We start from the raw sequence: 21876 nt of genomic DNA, 5'->3' as shown, positions 1-21876 counted from the left end.
AAGACGCGACATGACCGATGAGCGCTACTGGGACGATGCCAAGGTCGGTGACGAATGCGTCACCCCCGCGGTGACGGTCACCGAAGCGATGGTGAATGCCTATGCCGAACTGACGGGTGATTTCACGCCGGTCCACGTCGACGAGGAATACGCCAAGACCACGCCATTCGGCACGCGCGTCGCGCACGGGCTGTTTGGTCTGTCGCTGGCCGACGGTTTGAAGACCCGTGCCGACTACCGCTTCCTTCCCGGAATGTCGTTGGGCTGGACGTGGGATTTCAAGCTGCCGATCAAGCTCGGCGACACCGTGCATGTGAAGTTCCGCGTTGGATCAATGCGCGCCACGAAGCGGGAAGGGTGGGGCATCGTGGTGCTGCCCTCGGAGCTGATCAACCAGCGCGGTGAAGTGGTGCAGCTCGGCGAGCACCGGCTGATGATTCCGATGCGCCCGACGACCAAGGCAGCGGGAGAGCGGGCATGACCGCAAAAGATCTGCCGCTCAACGGTATTCGCGTCATCGACTACAGCCATTTCCTGGCAGGCCCGTTCATGGGTCGTTGCCTCGCCGCGATGGGCGCGGAAGTCATCAAGGTGGAGCGTCCGAAGCAAGGTGATGCGGGCCGCGCCCACGGCTATTTCAAGGACGGACAATCCGGCTACTTCCTGCAGCAGAACATGGGCAAGCAGGGCCTGTGTATCGATCTGCGCGACGAGCGTGCCCTCGACCTGATGATGAAGCTGGTCGACACAGCCGACGTCTTCATCGAGAACTACCGCCCCGGCGCACTCGATCGCCTCGGGCTCGGTTACAAGGCGCTGTCGGCGCGCAATCCCGGACTGATCTACTGCTCGGTCTCCGCCTATGGCCACACCGGTCCCTATGCCGACCGTCCGGGCTTCGGCCTGATCGCAGAGGCGATGTCGGGCGCTCTGGCGCAACTGGGCAATCCCGGTGAAGCGCCGCCGCTACTGCGGATGCCGCTGGCCGACATGTATACCGGCATTCACGGTGTGGCTGCCATCAATGCAGCGCTGGTCGGCCGCGCGTCGTCCCGGCGCGGCCAGCATATCGATCTGGCGCTGTACGACTGCATGGTCTCGATGCACGACTATGCGGTTCAGCGCTACTTCCTCTCCGGCGGTACCGACCTGCCGAAGCAGACGGGCAGCGGACAGCCGGACTCGACCGTTTACGGGGTCTTTCCGGCCAAAGACGGCAATCTTGTCATCGCTGCGCAAGTCGATGATGCGTGGCGACGATTGGCGACGCTGATTGGGGGAAACAGGTTGTCATCCGACGAACGCTTCACCACGCCTGCCGCGCGGAACGCCCATTATGCCGAAGCCATGGAGATTGTACGCAACTGGACGCTGTCGCAGCCGTCTCGGGATGCTTGTCTTGCCGCACTCGAGCAAGCAGGTGTGCCGTCCGCTCCTGTGCAGACCATCGAAGAGGTCGTGAACGATCCGCAGATCCACGCGCGTGGAATGCTGGTCGAGCAGGAGCATCCTGTCCTCGGTAAGGTGACGTTGCCGAACTTGCCCTTCCGCTTCTCCGACTGCGACACCACGGTGCGAACTCCGGCGCCATTGCTCGGCCAGGACAATCGCCGCATTGCAGGGTCACTGGGACTGTCGGCCGAGCTCGTCGAGGCGATGGTGCGCGACGGGGTCCTCTACAACGAAGCCGCAGTGCAGGAGTGAGTGATGAGCGACCGTTATGCGGTGATCGGCAACCCGATCGGCTTCAGCAAATCACCTCACATCCATGGCACTTTCGCCAGAATGACAGGACAGGACCTTGTCTATGAGGCGATCGAGGGTCCCCTCAATGGCTTCAGCGGGCGGGTTGATCAATTCCGGACCGAGGGCGCCAAGGGGCTGAACATCACTGCCCCGTTCAAGCTCGATGCCTTCGCCTACGCAAACGAGCTTTCAGAGAACGCCAAACGAGCAGGCGCTGCAAACTGCCTGAAGTTCGACGGCGATCGGATCATTGCCGAGAATTTCGACGGGATTGGCCTCGTGCGTGACATCACGGTCAATCTCGGCGTCAAAATGGCCGGCCGGCGCGTCCTGATGCTCGGCGCTGGAGGAGCAGCGCGTGGCGCGCTGCTGCCGTTCCTGCGCCAGGAGCCGTCCGAGCTGGTTCTCGTCAACCGAACGCTGGCGAAAGCGGTGGCATTGGCCGAAGAGTTTGCCGGCTGCGGCCCCCTGATCGTCAGCGGCTATGCTGAACTGGCCGACCTTGCCGAGGGTTATGACGTCGTGGTCAACGCGACATCGGCCAGCCTGCGAGGTGAGATGCCGCCGCTTCCAGGCAATGTCTTCCGCGGTGCGGAGCTGGCGTACGAGCTCGCCTACGGCAAAGGGCTGACCCCCTTTCTGCGAGCGGCCCGCGGCGAAGGCGTAGCCAAGCTGGCCGACGGCGTCGGCATGCTGGTCGAGCAGGCGGCCGAAGCTTTTGCCTGGTGGCGCGGCGTTCGACCGAGCACGGCTCGGGTCATCGCCGAGCTGACCGTCCCCTTGAGCTGACGGGCGATGCCGAGCATGCATCCGAAGTCCAGCTTTCTCGTCGGCCTGATCGGCAGCGGCATCGCTGCGTCCCGCACTCCGCCCATGCACGAAGCGGCCGCTGACGCCGCCCGCATCCGCTATCTCTACAAGAAGATCGATCTGGCAGAATTGAAACTCGGTGTGGAGGCTTTGCCGGAATTGCTCACGGCCGCAAGGCGGATGGGCTTTGACGGCTTGAACGTGACCCATCCCGGCAAGCAGGCGATCCTTCCGCTCCTGGATGAGCTTTCGCCCGACGCGGAGGCGCTTGGTGCCGTGAACACCGTGGTCATCAAGAACGGGCGAATGACTGGCCACAACACCGACTGGTTCGGCTTCGCCGAGAACTTTCGCCGCAACATGCAGGGTGCATCGCTCGGTCGTGTCGTCCAATTCGGCGCCGGCGGCGCAGGATCGGCGGTTGCTTTCGCGCTCATGAAGCTGGGCGTGCGGGAACTAACCATCATCGACGTCGACGTGGCCAAGGCGCGGAGTGTGGTCGACGGCTTGTCCCCTCGATTTGCAGAGGGGCGCTTGAGGGCCGGCCAGGATGTCGCGGCGGCCGTGGCTGCCGCCGACGGAATTGTCAACGCGACGCCGATCGGCATGGACAAGTATCCGGGCACGCCGCTGCCGACGGCTCTGCTGCGTCCCGATCTGTGGGTCGCTGAGATCGTCTACTTCCCGCTTGAAACCGCGCTGCTGCGTGCGGCGCGTGCCCTCGGCTGCCGCACCGTCGATGGCGGAGGCATGGCGATCTTCCAGGGGACCGAAGCATTTCGCCTGTTCACGGGCATCTCACCTGATCCGGACGTCTTCTTCGCCACTTTTGCATCCCTGGGAGGGTGACACCCGGCCGATGGGCGAGCGGCACGCACAACGCCCGAGAGGAAACGCAAGATGGGCTACACGCTCGATTTCTCGGTGGTTTGGCATGCTATGCCCGCACTGCTGTGGGGGTGCGTGGGTACATTGGGTCTGGCGCTTGCCGGCATGACGCTCGCAATGATGATCGGTGTCGCCGGCGTCGCGGCACGCGACTCGAAGGCGGCCTGGTTGCGCGCCATCGTGATCGGCTTCGTCGAGATCGTGCGCAATACACCTTTCCTGGTGCAGATTTTCTTCCTGTTCTTCGCCCTGCCGCTCCTCGGGTTGAAGCTCAATCCAACCGCTACCGCCATTATCGCACTCGGCGTCAATGGCGGCGCCTACGCCATCGAGATCATCCGCGGCGGCGTCCAGTCCATTCATAAAGGACAAATAGAGGCCGGCTACGCGCTCGGACTGCACAAAGGACAGGTGTTCCGGTTCATCGTGCTCAAGCCCGCGCTTCGCGCGATCTACCCCTCGCTCACGGGCCAGTTCATCATGCTGACGCTGACCTCGTCGATCTGTTCTGCGGTATCTGCTTACGAGTTGACGTCGGTTGCGCAGCGCATCGAGAGCGACACCTTCCGTAGCTTCGAGGTCTATTTCTCCGTCACCTTTCTCTATCTTGCGATCTCCTGGCTGTTGATGCTGGGCTTCGCGGTCGTCTCTCACCGCTTCTTCTCCTATCCGACACGCTGAGGGGGGACGATCATGACGCCGCATTTTGGTCTCGCCGAGTTCGGCTTCCTGCTGCGTGGGCTGCAATGGACGGTGCTGCTGACACTGGTCGCGTTTGCGGGCGGCTGCACGGCTGGGCTGGCCGTCGCGTTGCTCCGCACCTGTGGTCATAGGGGCGTGGAATGGATCACTCGCATTTACATCGGGTTGTTCCAGGGCACTCCGCTGCTGCTGCAGCTCTTCGTCGTGTATTACGGCTTGGCGCTCACCGGGCTGAAGCTCGACGCCTTCGCGGCGGTGGCGATCGGCTTCACCGTGAATGCCTCCGCGTTCCTTGGTGAGATTTGGCGCGGCGCGATACAGGCCGTGCCGCGCGGGCAGACCGAGGCGGCGATGGCGCTCGGATTACACTATTCGTCCCGCATGCGCGACATCGTGCTGCCCCAGGCAATCCGAATCTCGCTGCCGGCGACCATCGGCTATCTCGTGCAGCTCATCAAGGGCACGTCGCTCGCCGCCATCGTCGGTTTCATCGAACTCGCCCGCGCCGGTCAAATCGTATCGAACCAAACCTTCCAGCCGTTGCTCGTCTTCGGCGTGGTCGGCGCGATGTATTTCATCCTCTGCTGGCCACTGTCGTGGTGGGGCAGCCGGATGGAGGCCAGGCTCGCCCTGGCCAGTCAAAGGTAGGAACGGCGCACCTGCTCAATCACAAACAGCCATCACCAGGAGGAGATACTCATGTTGTTTTCACCTATTCGTCGCCAGCTCGGCATCGCGCTGCTGGCATTGGCGGCCATCGCCATCGCAGGCAAATCGCAGGCGGGCACTCCGGAAGACGTGAAGAAGAAGGGCGTCGTCGTCATCGGCATTCAGGGCGACAATCCCCCGTGGGGCTATGTCGACAGCTCGGGAAAGCAGGATGGCATCGATGCCGACATGGGGCGCGCCTTTGCTGAATATCTCGGCGTGAGGGCCGAGTTCGTCCCGCTGGCGGTGGCCAACCGTATTCCTGCGCTGACCACAGGCCGTGTCGACATTCTGTTCGCAACCATGGCCATGCTGCCCGAGCGCGCAAAAGCGGTGCAGTATTCGAAGCCGTATGTTGCCAACGAGATCACACTGGTCGCAGCCCAGGCAACGCCAATCAACAGCAATGCCGATATGGGAAAGTACGTTATTGGCGTTCCGAGGTCCTCCACGCAGGACACCCAGGTCACCAATAGCGCTCCAGCAGGCACCGAAATCCGCAGGTTTGATGATGATGCGGCCACGATCCAGGCGCTGCTCTCCGGTCAGGTGCAGGCTGTCGGCGCAAACAGCTTCTACCCGCAGCGTCTGAACGCCGCAAAGCCCGAACTTGGGTTCGAGCCCAAGCTTCACTTCACCGCGCTGTATAACGGGGCCTGCACCCGCCTCGGAGACAAGGAGTGGAACGAGACGGCCAATAAGTTCATCGACCAGATCAAGTCGAACGGCAAGTTGGCCAGCTTCTACGCCAAATGGATGAAGGCGCCCGTGCCCATCTTCCCGGACTCGGTCCCCGGCGTTCCCTTTACAGTTCAATAGCCACTGCGAGCGGCCAACGCACGATCCGCGTTGGCCGCCGTCTGATAGCGGAGCCGAATCCATGCAGGACAATATCCTGATCGAAATGAAGGGCGTGCAGAAGTGGTATGGCGGGTACCAAGCTCTCCGCGACGTCGATCTCACCGTGCGCAAGGGCGAGAAGATCGTGCTCTGCGGTCCGTCCGGGTCGGGCAAATCGACGCTGATCCGCTGTATCAACCGCCTCGAGCCGATCCAGCAGGGCAGCATCGTGGTGAACGGTCATCGGCTTGACGACAGCATCAAGGCTATTGATGTCGTGCGTCAGGACGTCGGCATGGTCTTTCAGAGCTTCAATCTCTTTCCGCATATGACGGTCTTGCAGAACTGTATGCTCGCACCCATCCGCGCGCGCCGCATCGGCAAGGCCGAGGCGGAAGCGATTGCGCGAAAATACCTCGAGCGCGTGCGCATCGGTGACCAGGCCGAGAAGTATCCGGCTCAGCTTTCGGGCGGTCAGCAACAGCGCGTCGCGATCGCGCGCGCGCTCTGCATGCAGCCCAAGGTGATGTTGTTTGACGAACCGACCTCTGCTCTCGACCCTGAGATGGTCAAGGAGGTGCTCGATACGATGATCGGCCTCGCCAACGACGGCATGACCATGATTTGCGTCACGCACGAGATGGGCTTTGCCCGCCAGGTTGCCGACCGGGTCATCTTCATGGCTGAAGGCCAGATCATTGAAGACGGTGCGCCCGAGGCGTTCTTCCGCAATCCCCAACACGCCCGCACCAGGCAGTTCCTTGGCGAGATCCTTGCCCATCACTGAACGGAGGTCTTTCATGAGTCGTCTTGTCTACGTCCTCAACGGACCAAATCTCAATTTGCTCGGCAAGCGCCAGCCCCACATCTATGGCCACGAGACGCTCGCGGATGTGGAGCGAGATTGCCGTGCGCTGGCCGGGGAGCTCGGCCTGGAGATTCGCTTTCACCAGTCGAACAGGGAGTACGAGCTGATCGACCGGATCCACGAGGCGCGCGAGACGGCTGCCGGGATCGTGATGAATCCCGCGGCTTTCACCCATACGTCAGTCGCCATCCTGGATGCGCTGAACACGTTCGAGGGGACAGTGATCGAGGTGCATATTTCCAACGTGCACAAGCGCGAGGAATTCCGTCACCATTCGTTTGTGTCCAAACGGGCTGATGGGGTCATCGCAGGCTTCGGCACCCAGGGCTATCTGCTCGGCTTGCGCCGCGTGGCCAAGCTTCTTGACGACAAGAAGGAGTAGCATCGGATGAGTGTACCCGTCCGCCTTTCGGTGATGGGAGCGGGTCTCATCGGCAAGCGACACATCGAACACATTCTCGCGCGGCCGGAGGCGAGGCTGTCGTCGATCGTCGATCCGGCGCCTGCGGCACGAGAGCTGGCGGTTTCGCTGAAGGTGGACTGGTTTCCGTCCTTTCAGGATATGCTCTCCGAAAATCGGTCGGAGGGGGTGGTTGTCGCCACCCCTAATCAGATGCATGTGGCCAACGGCATGGATTGTATCGCTGCGGGCATCCCAGCGCTCATCGAGAAGCCGTTAGCGGATGACGTCGTCGCTGCACATGCCCTGGTCGAAGCTTCCGAGCGGGCGGGCGTGCCGCTGCTCACCGGCCATCATCGCCGCCATAACCCGATGATCCAGCGCGCCAAGGCTGAGATCGACAGGGGCCGGCTGGGCCAGATCGTGTCGGTGCATGGCATGTTCTGGCTGATCAAGCCGGACGACTATTTCGATGTGGCCTGGCGTCGCGAGAAAGGGGCGGGTCCTGTTTTCCTGAATCTCATCCACGATGTCGACCTGCTACGGTACCTCTGTGGGGATATCGTGGCGGTACAAGCTGCCCAATCCAATCGGCTGCGTGGAAATGAGGTTGAAGAGACAGCGGTGATCCTCCTGCACTTCGCCTCCGGCGCGTTGGGAACAGTCAATGTCTCCGATACCATCCAGTCGCCTTGGAGCTGGGAATTCACCACCGGTGAGAACTCGGCCTACAGTCATACGCAGGAGAGTTGCTACCAGATCGGCGGCACGAGGGCATCGCTGGCTATTCCGCAACTCGATCTATGGCATCATCCTAGCAAGGCTAGCTGGTGGGCGCCGATTGAGCGCGAGCGGCTGAGCTACGAGAACGAAGACCCGCTTGCTCTGCAGATCGCCAATTTCTGCGGAGTCATCCGCGGTACGGCCGAGCCTGTGGTGAGCGGGCGCGAAGGGCTGAAAACCCTCACAGTGATCGACGCGGTCAAACGCGCGGCGGAAACCGGAGATTTCATATCGGTCCGAAATTCGTAAGCTCCCTTTTCATTTGGAAACAACCGCCAAGCTATTGATATTACTAGGGCAGAATTCTGCGCTTCTTTCCAAACGCGGATTGAAATCATTGAATAATCAAACTGATTTTGATTCCGCGTATCGAACGAGCCCGGCATCGGTCGCTTCGGAAAATGCTCAATGAAAATCAAAAGGCTAGCGTGCGGCGTACGACGCGTTCTCATTGATTCAGAGCCGCGTCATGTCGCAAAAATTTCCGAGTGTTTTCAATGAAGCGTTGCCGGAAACTCCGCGCGACATGGACGCGACATGATTTTTTCCCAGGACACTCCGGAGAGGGCTCAACTGCCATCATACGGGCATTCCGAAATGGCCAACTCCTGGGAGATAAACCGGCGGGCCAGCGCACGAAGAATATGTGCCGCGACGTGCAGGCGCCTCAATTCAGGCAATTCGTCAGGGTCGGACGGATTGGTGATGCTTGAATGGGCGACCGCAACCCGACAAGCCTTATTCAGATACTTCTGCGGCTCCTCATTGCCGCGCTCTCTTTCAAAATCAGCGACGCGGTCAGCGAGCATTTGCTCGGTCTTTAGTGCCGCATAATTCAAGGCGATCCAGTCTCGTACCTTGGCTCCCTCGAAGTCTCCGAATTTGAGCTCGATGATCTTGTAGTAGGACAGTATCGCGTAGCTGATAAAGTAGTTCTGCTCAGCATTACGTCCCTCCCTGTAGAGGCCAAACGCTTTGCGAGCCTCGCGCGACGAGGGAAGTCTTCTGTCGAAGATCCAGTGATAGGCAGTCGCAAAGCCGAGATTCTGCTTTGGCACCGGCACCGGGATAGGGTTGCCCGACCATCCTTCTTGAAGGATTGCAAAATTGTCATCGCACCACGCCATCAAACTCAGCAGGCGATTGATGAGCGATACTGCATTTTCCGACGTGATACCCTGACCGACCAAATCGATGTGGATGGAAGTGGTGTGCTCGCGAGTTCGAGGCATCAGTATCAAGCGGTAGGCCGTCATGCTCGACCATATGCTTGAGCAGGTCGGCAAAAGTCGCGTTCTCGACCCACCACTTTTCGCCCTTTCTGACGGGGCGCGCTTCTTGCTTGGCCTTTTCGGCGACGAACTGTCTACGCCTCAATAATTCTTTGGCGCCATATCTGTCGTTCAGCGCGAATTCTAGCGCCGTCAATCCGACCAATTCGCCGGCTTTGATCAAGTCGAAATCAAGCCATGCGAGCACGTAGACACCCCTAATGGAAGAGAGTGCTGCCAACGCCCCAGGCCTCGAGCGCCGCTTTGATGGCCAGCCGGCTACGCTGCAGCAAATGTGCTAAGGCCGGTCGTCGGCCCTCCGCCACGCTGCTGCAACTGATGTCGCGCCCCCGCCTAGCCTCTCCGGAGACTTGATCGTGTGCAATCTCTCCTCGATGACAAAAAACGTCGACGCGATCCGTCACCTGTTCGGCGCACTGAACAGCGATGTCGGCAACCTGCCATCGATACCAGGCATTTTTCCCGACTACCCCGCGCCGATCGTGCGCAACGGTGCCGGGGGACGCGAGATCGTCATGGCACGCTGGGGCATGCCGAGCTCGCAGCGGGCCCTGATGGACGCAACGAAGAAGCGCGCGGACAAGCTGCAGGCCAAGGGCAAGACCGTCGATTTCAAGGAATTGCTCCGGATGGAGCCGGACGGCGGCACGACGAACATCAGGAATGTCAGCAGCACCCACTGGAAGCGATGGCTCGGACCGGACCATCGTTGCCTGGTGCCGTTCACGTCGTTTTCCGAGTATGACACGATCGACGGCAAGAAAGTGCCGGTCTGGTTCGCTCTGGACGAGACGCGGCCTCTGATCGCATTCGCCGGGCTATGGACCAATTGGACCAGTGTGCGCAAGGCGAAGGAAGGCGAAATCACCGCCGACGTCTTCGGATTCCTCACCTGCGAGCCGAACGCGGAGATCAAGCGCGTCCATCCCAAGGCGATGCCGGTAATTCTGGCGACGGTGGAGGAGTACGAGGTCTGGCTACGAGCCCCCTGGGACGAGGCGAGGTCGCTGCAGCGCCCCCTACCGGACGGCTCCCTGCGGATTGTCGCCACCGGCGACAAGGAAGACCCGGCGCCGGTCACGTGAGCGAGCCAATTTATCAGCAAGCTGCTGCCAAGTCGGAGTTCGCAGCTGTGCATAGGGCGGCGGAACACGTGGACAAGGGCGGCTCCAGTGATTTCGAATCCCTGCCCTGTGCTAACCGCCGGGAACGACGCGGGCGGCACAACGATTCGTCCCGACGGAAGCGATCTCGATGCTGATGACGAAGCAGAGAAGACCGACGCTGCGTGGCTGGGCCATCTCCGTGCTGCAGGAAGCCGGCGCTATCCACGAATGCGAGGAGCACGGTTGGGTGCAGGATAGCGCCGATCCCCACGCGCGCGAGCGCGCCTTCGAGATCGCTCGTCGGGAACCGCCATCCGGGGCATCATCGGAAGTGGCCCTCGCTGAGCTTCACGATGTGCTGGACTCGATCGGCGATACGTGCCCGGAGTGTCCGGCGAGGACCTAGGTCGTGAACTCATAAATCCGAATGCGTGAGACTGGGTTGAAGAGATCTCCGCTTGCCTGTAATCAAGAAGGATAGGCTTCACCCATGGAGCCTGAATACCTGCATTTTCGCCCGGAACAACCGCTACCCGAATTTGCGTCGAGGCCGCATCGAACAATCATTATTGCCGAGGAGCCGGTCAGCGAAGCGTGGCGGAACAGGATCGCGGCGTGGCTCGTAAGATGCGGGTGCCTCTATGTGATCGCGTGGGGCGTCGATTGCGAGGCGTGGCACGATAGTGCTGATTGGGCGAATCGCGAAGCGTTCAACTTCAGCGACATTCCCGACGACCACCTTGTGATGACCACGTGGCATGACGACGAACCTTTGTCAGAAGCGCTGTGGTTTGCCGGTAATTGCGCCGTTCACCCCGAAATCGAACTGAGCGAAACGATAATTATCCATGTCTCTAGGGAAGAGCGACGCTCGGGCATATTGCAGTCCTACCACGACAGCCAAAAATTGGCCGAGGACGGGTGATCTGCCACCGCCGCATTCTCGTTAATGGCAGAACGTCGCTTTACCCCTGCGATGCAAAAGCTTTCACATCGCACCGGATACTGATTCAGCTTGGGCATGACCCGATATGACCTGACGGACTTCGAATGGTGCGTGATCGAGCCGCTTTTGCCCAACAAACCGAGAGGCGTGCCGCGCGTAGATGACCGCCGCGTGCTTAACGGCATCTTCTGGGTACTACGATCCGGTGCGCCATGGCGCGACCTGCCTGAGCGCTATGGCCCACGCACCACCTGTTACAACCGCGTCGTGCGATGGCGGAAGGCAGGCGTATGGGACCGGCTGATGGATGCCATCACAGCCGCCCATGATGGCGAGCTGCAGATGATCGACAGCACTTCCATCCGAGCGCATCAGCAGGCTGCGACGGCAAAAAAAGGGGGCCCAGATCATTGTCTCGGTCGCAGTCGAGGCGGGCTCACGACAAAGATCCACGTCGTCGTTGACGCGCAAGGCCTCCCGATACGGCTAAGCCTGACGGCGGGGCAAACCCATGACGGGCAGGTCGTGGACCGCTTGCTCGATCATCTCGGCCCGCGCACCATCGTGCTCGCCGACAAAGCCTATGACGCTGACCGCATCCGCGATCTGATCCAGGGCCAGGGTGCTACCCCCAACATTCCGCCGAGGAGACACCGCAAGTGGAAGCCCTGCTTCAGCAAGCGGCTTTACCGCGAACGCAACCTGATTGAACGGTTCTTCTCCAAGCTGAAGCACTTCCGTCGGGTGGCCACCCGCTACGACAAGCTCGCCGCAAACTTCCTTACCATGGTCCAACTCGCCTCGATGCGGCTGTGGCTGCGCGCTTATGAGTCTACGGCCTAGTCTAACGCGGCGATGAGTGGACGGCGAATCTCTATAATCTAAGAATGGTCCGGTCCGATTCAGAGCAAGGCGACTCGAACGCGCCTCACCGCAAGATCATCCATATCGACATGGATGCGTTCTATGCGTCTGTGGAACAACTGCACCGTCTGGGCAGCCACGCTAGAATCCTTGGGTTTTCCCATGGCCTTGGTCAGGCGCGTGAGTGCAGCGACGAAGAACTGCGAAACGCGCCGCGAGAACGTTACGACGCATCCGCAATTCAAACGGAATTGGACGCTTCGGTGCTACCTCTCAATCCACACACTCATGCCCGGCTCAAGGTCTGTCGACTCTCCTTTGGGATCGAGGCGCAAGCGCAGCGTATTGCGGTCATGATCGCCGATCACCCGCTCGGCCTGCCAGGTGGCAAACACGCCGAGCGGCCGCAGCTCTGTGATGACCGCCTTGGTCGCGCTATTGGCGCCGTTCCGCATCACGTTCGCGGCTGCTCCCATCGCGAGACGATCGAGATGGTCCTCACGCACGTTGAACGAGAGCCATTGCCGGCCCGCGGCCTCGACCATCAGGATCGGCTGGCCCGCGTGAACATTTTCGCCCACCTCGGCGGCGATGACGCTGACCACGCCGTCGGCCGGCGCGCGCAACACCATCTTGTCGAGGCGGCGCTCGAGCACGGTGACCGCGGCGGCCGCAGCCTGCACCTGCGTGTCGGCGATCGCGCGCTCTTCCCGGGTCGGTCCCGCCATGGCCGCATCGTAATTGGCCTGGGCCTCGGCCGCGTCGGCGCGCGCGCTGGCAACGTCGTTCTCGGCCTGGTCGAGCGACTGCTGGGATTCGAAGCTCTGGCGCGCTAGCGTGCTGGTTCTGGTGAGCTGGGCCTGCACATAGTCGAGGCGGGCGCTGGCCTTGGCGATCGCGGCTTTCAGCGAGTCGACCTGCTCGCGGCGGACGCCGGCATAGACGTTGTTGCGGCTTGCGACGGCGGACGCGAGCGCGGCACGCGCCTGGTCCGCCTGCGCCGTCAACTCCACCGCGGAGAGCCGCGCCACGACGTCGCCGGCCTTCACAGAGGCACCCTTCTCGACCGCGATCGAGACCAACTGGCCGTTGACCTCCGGCTCGACCCTGATCTCAGTCGCAAGCACGACGCCGACGATGGCTGCCGGCGGAGCCGATTGGCGCATGACGTAGAGCAGCGCGCCCGCCGCGACCAGCGCGAGCGGGCATGTCCCTGTCTCCGCTTGACGGCAAATGCCGAGATCACCGCGAGCGCGAAGTAGCCGAGCACCAGGCACCACAATGCGAGCCAGTCATGCGCAACCTCCCAGATGCCGGCGCCGAGCTGGTTGATCCGCACGAGGCCGTCGATCGCGGAGTCGGCCGGGAACAACCGGCCGGCGCTTATATGTGGGGCTTCGAGCGGCACGGGATCGTTCCAGATCTTGTTACCCTCGCAAGCCGATGGGAAATGGATTTCCAATTGGCGCTGTCCTCGGCCGCAGAGCGCCGATGGAGCAATTTGGTGCCACCTCTCGCTACTCAAACACATTCGCTGGAAATACAGTCGGAATAGCGACAGCGGACGCCGTCGTAAAGATCCTGCAGCGCGACCAAATCCCACAAAAAGCGCTTGCGACGAGCCAGCGCCTCCGAGCCGGGTTGGAGAAAATGGCAAAGCAGTCGTATGGAATTCGCTCAATTCGAAACGCCGGTCTCTTCTTTGGCGTCGACATAGGGCCTGAAGGAACGCCGGCCGCAGGCCGGCGTGCGATGGCCTTGGATGTGGTCAACGGAATGCGGTTTGGCGGCGTACTTATCAGCACTACAGGGGCCAATGAGGATACACTTAAAGTGCGCCCTCCGCTCGTTTGCCAAGGCGAGCATGTTGACCTCTTCCTTGCAACCGTGGAGCGCGCGCTCATCAATATCGCAGGCTAAATCGCAGACGTCCGGGTGCGAGCTGCCGCGGAGGGCTCTCAAATCTGATGCCCTTCCGCTTCAAATGTCATCTTGCACTGTGCTTGCAGCCATCGAGCAAGATCGTGTGCTTTCCCGGGCAGCTCAGGTTCTCCTGTCCAGATGAGGCCATAGTGGCTTTCGTCGCGATCGAAACCGGCAGGTGCGATGAGCCGCCCTCTATCGATGTCGTCCGTTGCCGCGAGCTGAGGGCAACGCCCAACCCCGCTTTTGCGGCTTCGACCATGAGGAAGTGGTGGTCGTAGAGGCGAATTTCGAGCATTGTCCCGTCGCGTTGGACGATATCTGCGAGGTCGTGCTGCATAATCTCGGGTTCAGGCAGACCGGAATAGCGTGTCACGGTAGCTTCATGCTGCTGCGCCTCAGATACTCTCTCGCTGAATGATGGTGCGGGGATCTCGAGTCCGATGCAACCTTCGGCTTCCTCAGGACGCTACGTTGAGCGAATCTGGAACAGAAACCCGGCGATGATCATGAAGCGTCGGCCGGATAGGCCGGCACTGTGAAGTGAAAAATTGCGCCGCGGGGCAGGTTAGGGGTCACCCACAAGCGCCCGGCATGAGCTTCGATGATCGAACGGCAGATCGACAGTCCGACCCCCAGACCGCCCGGCTTCGTCGTGTAGAAGGGGGCGAAGACCCGCTCGAGACTTTCCGGCGCCAATCCCGGTCCCGAGTCTTTCACCTCGACGAGAACACCGTCAGGCGCGGCCTGACCGGTGGTGATGAGCACCTTTCTGGCTCCGTCCAGCACCGTGCCCATTGCCTGGACAGCATTGATAATCAGGTTGAGGACCACCTGTTGCAATTGGACGCGATCGCCCTCGACAAGCGGCAAGCGCTCTGCAAGTTCCGTCTGCACCGAGACACCGTTCTTCAGGGCTTCGCCGCGGGTAAGCTCAATCACGTCCCGGATTGCCTCGTTGATGTCCAAGCGATCCTTCCGGGGCGGTGCTTTTTTGATGAGATCGCGAATTCGCTGGATGATGTCGGAGGCCCGAGCGGTATCGTTCATGATCCAGCCCAGTGATTCCCTGACCCTCTCAAGATCCGGCGGGTTTTTGTCTAAGAACCGCACGGCCGCACCAGCATTCATGGACGTCGCGGCAATCGGCTGGCTTACCTCATGGGCGATCGAGGCCGTGAGTTCGCCCATCGTGGCAAGGCGGTTCGCATGCGCCAGCTCCCTCTGCATCTCGCGCAAGGCCTCCGTGGCCCGTTTGTGTGCCGTGATGTGCCGCCCGACGCCGCGATAACCGACGAAGTGCCCGGATTTGTCGAACACCGGCAGCCCGGAGACGGACACATAGCGCTTGCCGCCGTCGGGCGTAGGGCGCGCGAGCTCGAAATCACGAAATGGCAAGTGGGCATCCAGCGTTTCCCGATGCCTGCGCCAAGCCTCCTCGTCGGGCTCCAAGTAAGGCACTTCCCAGCGCGTTTTACCGATCTCGGAGACCGACGCGGGTGCGTCCACCAGGCCTTCGGCGAACTCCTGCCTTATAAAGCGATGCTGCGCATCGGATTCCCAGTACACGTCGAAAGAGAATTGTACGAGAGTCCGAAAACGTTCCTCGCTTTCCCGCAGAGCCTCTTCCGACCGTTTGCGCTCCGTCAGGTCGACGACAAACGAGACGCCCTGGTCCCGTTGCTCGTCAAACGCAGCCATGCCGATCAACACTGGCACGCGGCTTCCGTCCTTGCGGAAATACTCTTTCTCGAACGGCTGCACGCGGCCCATTTTCTTTAGCTCCGGAATCCACCATCGCTTGTGGCGGTCGAGCCATTCCGACGGTGTCAGGTCAGTCCAGAGCAGGCGGCCCGAGACGAGATCCTCACGGTCGTATCCCACGATGCTGAGAAACGCATCGTTGGCCTCCAGAATCGGACCTTCAAGCTCCCAGATGATGATTCCGATGATGTTGGCATCGACAAGACGTCGGATTTTCGCTTCGCGCTCCCTCACATCGCGGTACAGGGTCGCATTTTCCAGCGCGATTGCAGCCTGCGAGGCGAGCAGCTTCAGCACCGCAATTCGCGCCGGTGCAAAAACGTGGGGCGTCAACGTATTCTCAAGGTAGAGTACGCCAATGAGCTTGCCATGGTTGATCAAGGGCAGGCAGAGAATGGAACGGGCCTTGCGCTGATTGACGTAGGGGTCCTTGGCAAACGGAGGCTCGACGGCGGCATCGTCGACTACGGCATATTCCCTCGCTCGCAGGACGTAGTGAAGAACGGATTCCGGAAGCAGGTCCGCGGTCACGCGTGCTTCTTGCAGTTCGACGACGACTCTGTCGCCGTGGGTCGTAGCTTCCGCCTCGATGCGCGGCCCGGTGTCGTGCGATAGAATCAACAGACCTCGGTCAGCACCCGCTTGTTCAATGGCCGTGCGCATGAGAGTGTCGACGAGCTTCTCCAGCACGATCTCGCCCGACACCGCTTCCGACACCTTGATGACGGTGGCAAGGTCAAGGTGCTCGACCGGCGCCCCGATTGTGCTCATCGGGCCGGGCTCCGATCTCTCCTCCCTCAGGTGCGGGTACATACGCTCGAGCTGCCTCACCTTGCCGTCGGCTCGCCAGCGCTGATAGCCGTAGCGGGCATCCCGCAAATAGGCATGCGCGATCGTTTCGAATCCTCGCGCCGTATAGAAGCGCGCAGCAAGTTCGCTGGCGAGCGCTTCATCCTGCACGAAACCGTTTTCTCGGGCCGACCGGATGGCGCGATCGTAAAGACGCATGGCGTCGAGATCGCGGCCTTCGATGCGTACTAATTCGGCTTGCACAAGCAACGCGCGGCTTTCGAAGTTCTGCGGGCATCCATGCGCCCAGCTGTCGAGTTGTTGCTTGTGCTCGGAAAGCAGCTGGAGGTAATGCGAGCGCTCGTCGGCTGGAGCCGTGTCCAGGCAAACCGCAAGAGTCAGCGCGCGATAGAAATTGTACTCCGCAATCTCGAAATATGCGAGAAAAGACGGGGATACGAGCCGCTCTGCCTGAGCTGCTGCCTCGATGGCAGATGCATAGTCGGCGGCGTAGTAACGCGCTTGCAGCTTGCGGATCCAATATCGCCAAGCCGCATATGCCAACCGCGGGTCGCCCGCGAGATGCTCTTCAAATCGGCTCTCGTCCAATTCGGCGTCGCTGAAGCAGCCAAACTCCGGTGTCAGTCCGCGCAGCGTGCGGATCAGCCCAAGCTGCGCCCTGATCACATCGGCGACGAGCCAGAACTGCGTCTTTTGCGCGAACTCGAGCGCGGCTTCCGCTTCATTCTGGATCTCTGCCAGCGGTTCACCGCCTGCGAGAAGGTGCGTAATCAAAGCGCCGCGCGCAATATTCGCAAAGCTCAAATCGCCTGTTTCCTGCGCCGCCCCGAGCGCTGTCCGCACCAGGGGAATGGCCGTGCGGAGGTGGCGCGTCCAGGCAACGACGTGCCCGAACCCCAGGTAGACACGTGCCTTGAAGCCAAGGAGCCCACCGTTCTCCACCAAATCCACGCCGAGCTGGCCGAAGCGAAATCCCGACTGATAATCACCGAACCGGGGCCCCAGCAGCATTCCGAGCCAGACATAAGCGAAACAAGACGCACCGCGGTTGCCATGTTCGAGACTCACGTTGGCCATGCGAGCAATGACAAGGCAGTGCAGATTTGTATCGGTGAACAGGGCCGGCGGCAGCAGCTCTGCGAGCACGTCCATGGTTGCACACCATGTCGCATCATTCATCGCCGGCAGAGCGATGAGTGCTTCGATCGGGCGGCTCCCGAGCTGCCGCCACATCTCTTCGAATTCCCGCCGAACCTCCTCGTCGCTCGGGTGCGGCGACCACGAGATGTCAACGCGCTGGAGGTATTCGAGGCCCACATCGACGGCGCGGTCGCTCTGAGCCAGCGTCATGTAGAGCGGTACGCGCACACAGGTGATCGCGGCGAGATCGACCAGGTTTGCGGCGCGATGGGCCAGCATCGTAAGCCGCTGCTCCGCTGCCGCCAACGCGCCGGTGAGGAATTCGCATTCGGCGCGAAGCAGGTTGAGCGCAAAGGCGAGTTCGTATTGCTGCTTCCAGCAGTCTTCCTGCAGCAGGCGTGCTCCGTCGACCAGATATTTCAGCGCCGGCGCGTAAGCCGTCGAGCGTTTGGCGCGTTTGCCTGCGAGCAGATTGAGCTCGGCCAGCTGCTCGCGTTCATCTGGCGAGGTTATCAAGGCCGCGCCACGGTTTAGCTGGTTGACGATCTCGAAGACGGTCTTCTCGCGCCCCTCCCGCATAGTCTGCGCCAGAAGTTGCCGGCCGAGTCGCAGATGGACCGCCGCGCGTTGATCATCTGCGATCAGTGAATAGGCGGCTTCCTGAACGCGGTCGTGCACAAACCTGTAGGCTCCCGTCTGGTGCTCGACCAATTCCTGGCGAACGGCCTCCCACAGATCGGAATGAACCTGCTGCTCGGAGCGCCCGAGGACGATCGAGAGTGTCGTGCTTTCGGCGATGTTGCCGAGACAGGCCAGCTGCTGCAGCGTATTCAGTGTGCCAGCCGGCAGGCGGCTCAGCTTCTCGATCATCAGGTCCACGACATTGTCGGTATGATCCTTGAGGTGAATGCGATCCAAATCCCAGCACCAGCACCCTGCGTCATAATCGAACCGGACCAGCCCCTCTTCGGCAAGCGCGCGCAGGAACTGAATGACGAAGAATGGGTTGCCGGCCGTTTTATCGTGGATCAGCTGCGCGAGCGGCGCGGCACGCTTCAAATCGCAGCGAAGAGCATCTGAAATCAATTGCGAAATGTGTTCGCCGGCGAGCGGCGCAAGGATGATCTGCTGCACGTTTGCGCCAGCGGTCCTTATGGCTTCAAGCCTCCGCCGCAATGGATGAGCGGCGGTGACTTCGTTGTCGCGATAGGCGCCGATCAGCATCAGGTATTGCAGATCGGACCGGGTCAACAGGTCCTCAAGCAGGTCCAGCGTAGCGGCGTCGAGCCATTGCAGATCGTCGAGAAACAACGCCAATGGATGCTCGGATCGTGCGAACACCCCTATGAAGCGCCGGAGCACGAGATGGAAGCGGTTTTGTGCCTGCCGCGGGGGCAGCTCAGGAACGGGCGGCTGCTCTCCCATGATCAGCCGCAATTCAGGGATCAAGTCGGCAACGAGCCGTCCATTTGCACCCAGCGCATCATGAAGGGCTTGGCGCCACCCCGTTAGTTCGGCGTCATTCTTGCTCAGAAGAGACCGCACGAGGCTCTGAAAAGCCTCGACCAGCTTGGAATACGGAATATCGCGTTTGTACTGATCAAACTTGCCTGAAGCGAACAGTCCATGCGACGGAACTAGCCGATGATGGAGCTCATTGACCACCGAGGACTTGCCGACGCCGGAATAGCCGGAAACCAGCACCAATTCCGGCGCGCCGCTTTTAATCATGCGGTCGAAGGCAGCCAGCAAGGTTTGGATCTCGCGGTCTCTTCCATAGAGCTTTTCGGGAATCAGCAGTCGGTCGGGCGTATCGTATCGCCCGAGTGCAAACTCTTCGACGCGATGTCTGCTTTCCCATTCACTCAGGCAGCGGCGTAGATCATGCTCGAGGCCCGACGCGCTCTGATAGCGTTGCTCGGCGGACTTGGCGAGCAGCTTGAGGACTATGGCTGAGATTGGGGCCGGTACAGTGCTCACCCGCTCGCTCGGCGGCACTGGCTTCCTCGCAATGTGGCAATGCACCCACTCCATCGAACGTGCCGCGGTGAACGGCAACGAGCCGGTCAGCATTTGATAGAGCGTCACACCAAGCGAGTAGAGGTCGCTACGGAAATCGATCGAGCGGTTCATCCACCCGGTCTGTTCGGGCGCCATGTAGGGGAGCGTGCCCACGATAAACTCGGGCGGTCCTGGCGAGCGTCGCTCCCGGACCAGGCGTGAGGCAATACCGAAGCCGGTGAACCGGATCCGTCCGTCCTCGCAGTTCACCAGTATATGCGACGGTTTCACGTCCTGGTGAACGAGGCCGCGCTGGTGCACCTTGTTCAAAGCTGCGGCGATGCCGATCGCCAGCCGCAAGAAGCGTCCGATGTCCATGGGCGGCCCAAGCAACTGCTCGAGCGGCTGGCCGCCAGGATCCTCGAGCAGCAGAATTGGGTGACCGCCGGCGGACTCCAGCCCGAACGGCCGCATTGCCCACGCCCCGTCCAATTGGTCCTTCAGTGCAAACTCGTGAGCGAGACGATCGAAGACGCCGGACGAAGCGTGCTTCATCTTGGGAAGCACCGCCAACACAGCTCTGGAGCCGCCTTCCGAATCTGGGCGCAATGTCCGGCAAAAGATGCGGGCATCGTCCTCCCATAGCACTTGGAACCTGCTGTCCATGCGCGTCGAACCGAAACAGTGGGTTCAACCTGAAGCCTCCGCGTGACCCAATGCTGGGAGAGGAGGTACTGTCCTAAGCTCTGTTGCCAGCCGACTCTGCCACAAACGCGCGGGTGTGCCCAGCGTAAGCTGCGGCGCCGGCGAAAGCACGGCGAAGAAACGGCGACGAGCGGCGGATCGCCGCACAGGTTTTTCCTGCAATCGTTGGTTTATGCCCGCTCAGAGTTATCGGATTCAGGACTGTGTCTCGCTGTGGCGCGTTTGCCGCCGACAGCACATCACTTGTTCTGACGCATCTTCAAAGCAACATCCTGCCGAACTTTGCTTCAGTTTGATTGCGCAATGCCGTCGGACCCAAGATAGGCTGTAGTCAGTTTCGAGATCGTCAGATGGTCTCGCAGTGTTTGGAATGTAGCGCTGTTTCATAACGTCTTGCGGAAGTCCTGCACGCGTTGCGCTTCGCAAGTTTGCCTCAAGGAGGTTGCTAGTGAAAATCGGTGTGCCCAGGGAAATCAAGACGCATGAGTATCGGGTAGGCCTGACGCCCGGTGCCGTCCGCGAGTATGTGGGGGCAGGGCATGCCGTCCTAGTCGAGACCAATGCAGGCGCTGGCATCGGCGCGACGGACGACGACTATCGAAGGGCTGGCGCAACTATTCTAGGGTCCGCGCGCGAGGTGTTTGCATCAAGCGACATGATTGTAAAGGTCAAGGAGCCCCAGCCTTCAGAATGGACGCTGCTCCGAGAAAACCAGATCCTGTTCACTTATCTCCATCTGGCGCCCGGCCCAGAACAGGCAAAGGGTCTCCTGAATTCCGGATGTACGGCGGTCGCCTATGAAACCGTGACGGATGCGCAGGGCGGACTTCCGTTGCTTGCGCCGATGAGCGAGGTCGCGGGTCGGCTGGCGATCGAAGCTGCGGGTGCGGCCCTCAGGCGGCATGCGGGCGGGCGAGGGCTGTTGATGGGCGGCGTTCCCGGCGTTCAACCGGCGCGCGTCGTGGTCCTCGGAGGCGGGGTCGTCGGTACGCATGCAGCACGCATGGCGGTGGGCTTAGGCGCCGAGGTCACGATTCTCGATCGCTCGATACCGCGGCTTCGTGAGCTGGATGAGTTGTTCGAAGGACGTGTTCGTACCAGGTTCTCGACAATAGACGCTCTCGAGAACGAGGTGTTTTCCGCGGACGTCGTCATCGGCGCAGTGCTCGTTCCGGGTGCGAGCGCGCCAAAACTTGTCAGTCGCGGCATGTTGAGCTCGATGCGTAAGAGAGCCGTGATCGTGGACGTCGCTATCGACCAGGGCGGATGCTTCGAGACATCGTGTCCTACGACGCACGACGATCCGACTTACGAGGTGGATGGCGTCATCCATTATTACGTCGCCAACATGCCCGGAGCTGTACCGCTAACGTCAAGCCAGGCATTGAATCACGCCACGCTGCCATTTGGTCTGGCTCTTGCCAACAAGGGCTTCGCAGCCGTGCTCGAAAACCTCCATCTGCGTGCAGGGCTGAATGTGCATCGCGGGCGGCTAACCTCCGAGGCTGTGGCCGAAAGTCTCGGCCTGCCATGTTCACCAATCGAACAGGCTGCAGCCTGATCCGATTTCAGCCGTGCCT

21 protein-coding genes are annotated in these 21876 nt (G+C 61.1%); 17 read left to right on the top strand and 4 right to left on the bottom strand.

All coding sequences use genetic code 11. The features are described 5' to 3' along the window. The first annotated feature begins 10 nt into the window (after positions 1 to 10). The 10 genes from XI09_RS07435 (at position 11) to XI09_RS07390 (ending at position 7994) form a co-directional block, all read left to right on the top strand. Positions 11 to 481, top strand: coding sequence for a MaoC family dehydratase (locus tag XI09_RS07435; RefSeq protein ID WP_271566296.1), 471 nt, complete (start codon positions 11 to 13; stop codon positions 479 to 481). Then, on the top strand, positions 478 to 1704 hold the full coding sequence (locus tag XI09_RS07430) for a CaiB/BaiF CoA transferase family protein (RefSeq protein ID WP_271566295.1): 1227 nt from the start codon (positions 478 to 480) through the stop codon (positions 1702 to 1704). The genes XI09_RS07435 and XI09_RS07430 overlap by 4 nt, the downstream gene beginning before the upstream one ends. 3 nt (positions 1705 to 1707) lie before the next feature. After that, a complete protein-coding gene (gene aroE / locus XI09_RS07425; RefSeq protein ID WP_271566294.1) occupies positions 1708 to 2535 on the top strand; it encodes a shikimate dehydrogenase in 828 nt (275 codons plus the stop codon). A gap of 15 nt (positions 2536 to 2550) precedes the next feature. Further along, entirely contained in the window at positions 2551 to 3405 is an 855-nt protein-coding gene (locus XI09_RS07420; RefSeq protein WP_442869545.1) for a shikimate dehydrogenase, read from the top strand. A gap of 51 nt (positions 3406 to 3456) precedes the next feature. After that, complete coding sequence (locus tag XI09_RS07415; protein ID WP_271566292.1) at positions 3457 to 4125, top strand: amino acid ABC transporter permease; 669 nt, start codon at positions 3457 to 3459, stop codon at positions 4123 to 4125. Between the two features lie 12 nt (positions 4126 to 4137). Further along, positions 4138 to 4794, top strand: a complete 657-nt coding sequence (locus XI09_RS07410; RefSeq protein ID WP_271566291.1) for an amino acid ABC transporter permease — start codon at positions 4138 to 4140, stop codon at positions 4792 to 4794. A 51-nt stretch (positions 4795 to 4845) separates the two neighbouring features. Next, the gene (locus tag XI09_RS07405) at positions 4846 to 5673 is read left to right on the top strand and encodes a transporter substrate-binding domain-containing protein (RefSeq protein WP_271566290.1); all 828 of its coding nucleotides are present in this window, start codon (positions 4846 to 4848) and stop codon (positions 5671 to 5673) included. Between the two features lie 61 nt (positions 5674 to 5734). Beyond that, on the top strand, positions 5735 to 6481 hold the full coding sequence (locus tag XI09_RS07400) for an amino acid ABC transporter ATP-binding protein (RefSeq protein ID WP_271566289.1): 747 nt from the start codon (positions 5735 to 5737) through the stop codon (positions 6479 to 6481). 13 nt (positions 6482 to 6494) lie between these two features. Further along, positions 6495 to 6944, top strand: a complete 450-nt coding sequence (gene aroQ, locus XI09_RS07395; protein WP_271566288.1) for a type II 3-dehydroquinate dehydratase — start codon at positions 6495 to 6497, stop codon at positions 6942 to 6944. Between the two features lie 6 nt (positions 6945 to 6950). Continuing rightward, the gene (locus XI09_RS07390; protein ID WP_271566287.1) at positions 6951 to 7994 is read left to right on the top strand and encodes a Gfo/Idh/MocA family protein; all 1044 of its coding nucleotides are present in this window, start codon (positions 6951 to 6953) and stop codon (positions 7992 to 7994) included. 320 nt (positions 7995 to 8314) lie between these two features. Here the strand turns inward: XI09_RS07390 and mauJ are convergent, their stop codons facing one another. After that, on the bottom strand, positions 8315 to 9001 hold the full coding sequence (gene mauJ, locus XI09_RS07385; protein ID WP_271566286.1) for a methylamine utilization protein MauJ: 687 nt from the start codon (positions 8999 to 9001) through the stop codon (positions 8315 to 8317). A gap of 392 nt (positions 9002 to 9393) precedes the next feature. Between mauJ and XI09_RS07380 the strand changes: the two genes are divergently transcribed. The 4 genes from XI09_RS07380 (at position 9394) to XI09_RS07365 (ending at position 11932) form a co-directional block, all read left to right on the top strand. Next, entirely contained in the window at positions 9394 to 10122 is a 729-nt protein-coding gene (locus XI09_RS07380) for an SOS response-associated peptidase (protein ID WP_271566285.1), read from the top strand. 169 nt (positions 10123 to 10291) lie between these two features. Next, entirely contained in the window at positions 10292 to 10549 is a 258-nt protein-coding gene (locus XI09_RS07375; RefSeq protein ID WP_271566284.1) for a hypothetical protein, read from the top strand. A gap of 84 nt (positions 10550 to 10633) precedes the next feature. Next, positions 10634 to 11068, top strand: coding sequence for a DUF7684 family protein (locus tag XI09_RS07370; RefSeq protein WP_271566283.1), 435 nt, complete (start codon positions 10634 to 10636; stop codon positions 11066 to 11068). A 96-nt stretch (positions 11069 to 11164) separates the two neighbouring features. Then, positions 11165 to 11932 (top strand): IS5 family transposase, encoded by a 768-nt coding sequence (locus XI09_RS07365; protein WP_271566282.1) that lies wholly within the window; start codon positions 11165 to 11167, stop codon positions 11930 to 11932. Between the two features lie 287 nt (positions 11933 to 12219). Here the strand turns inward: XI09_RS07365 and XI09_RS07360 are convergent, their stop codons facing one another. Continuing rightward, entirely contained in the window at positions 12220 to 13119 is a 900-nt protein-coding gene (locus tag XI09_RS07360; protein WP_271566281.1) for an HlyD family secretion protein, read from the bottom strand. 128 nt (positions 13120 to 13247) lie between these two features. On the opposite strand from XI09_RS07360, the gene XI09_RS45730 reads away from it, so the two are divergent. Together XI09_RS45730 and XI09_RS07355 are read left to right on the top strand one after the other, a co-directional pair. Continuing rightward, positions 13248 to 13508, top strand: coding sequence for a hypothetical protein (locus tag XI09_RS45730; RefSeq protein WP_333939048.1), 261 nt, complete (start codon positions 13248 to 13250; stop codon positions 13506 to 13508). Next, positions 13397 to 13873 (top strand): aminotransferase class III-fold pyridoxal phosphate-dependent enzyme, encoded by a 477-nt coding sequence (locus tag XI09_RS07355; protein ID WP_333939046.1) that lies wholly within the window; start codon positions 13397 to 13399, stop codon positions 13871 to 13873. Before XI09_RS45730 ends, XI09_RS07355 begins: the two co-directional genes overlap by 112 nt. Positions 13874 to 13940: 67 nt before the next feature. Here XI09_RS07355 and XI09_RS07350 read toward each other — a convergent pair whose 3' ends face one another. Next, complete coding sequence (locus tag XI09_RS07350) at positions 13941 to 14252, bottom strand: hypothetical protein (RefSeq protein WP_333939045.1); 312 nt, start codon at positions 14250 to 14252, stop codon at positions 13941 to 13943. 131 nt (positions 14253 to 14383) lie between these two features. Beyond that, positions 14384 to 20257, bottom strand: a complete 5874-nt coding sequence (locus XI09_RS07345; RefSeq protein WP_271566280.1) for an AAA family ATPase — start codon at positions 20255 to 20257, stop codon at positions 14384 to 14386. 487 nt (positions 20258 to 20744) lie between these two features. On the opposite strand from XI09_RS07345, the gene ald reads away from it, so the two are divergent. After that, positions 20745 to 21857 carry an alanine dehydrogenase gene (ald, locus tag XI09_RS07340; protein ID WP_271566279.1) on the top strand — a complete coding sequence of 371 codons (1113 nt, stop codon included), beginning with the start codon at positions 20745 to 20747 and terminating at the stop codon, positions 21855 to 21857. Positions 21858 to 21876 lie beyond the last annotated feature (19 nt).

The organism is Bradyrhizobium sp. CCBAU 11386, from assembly GCF_028128955.1.
Lineage (GTDB): Bacteria > Pseudomonadota > Alphaproteobacteria > Rhizobiales > Xanthobacteraceae > Bradyrhizobium.
The sequence above is the reverse complement of the archived record's forward strand: the minus strand, read 5'-3'. Positions and strand labels throughout refer to the sequence as shown.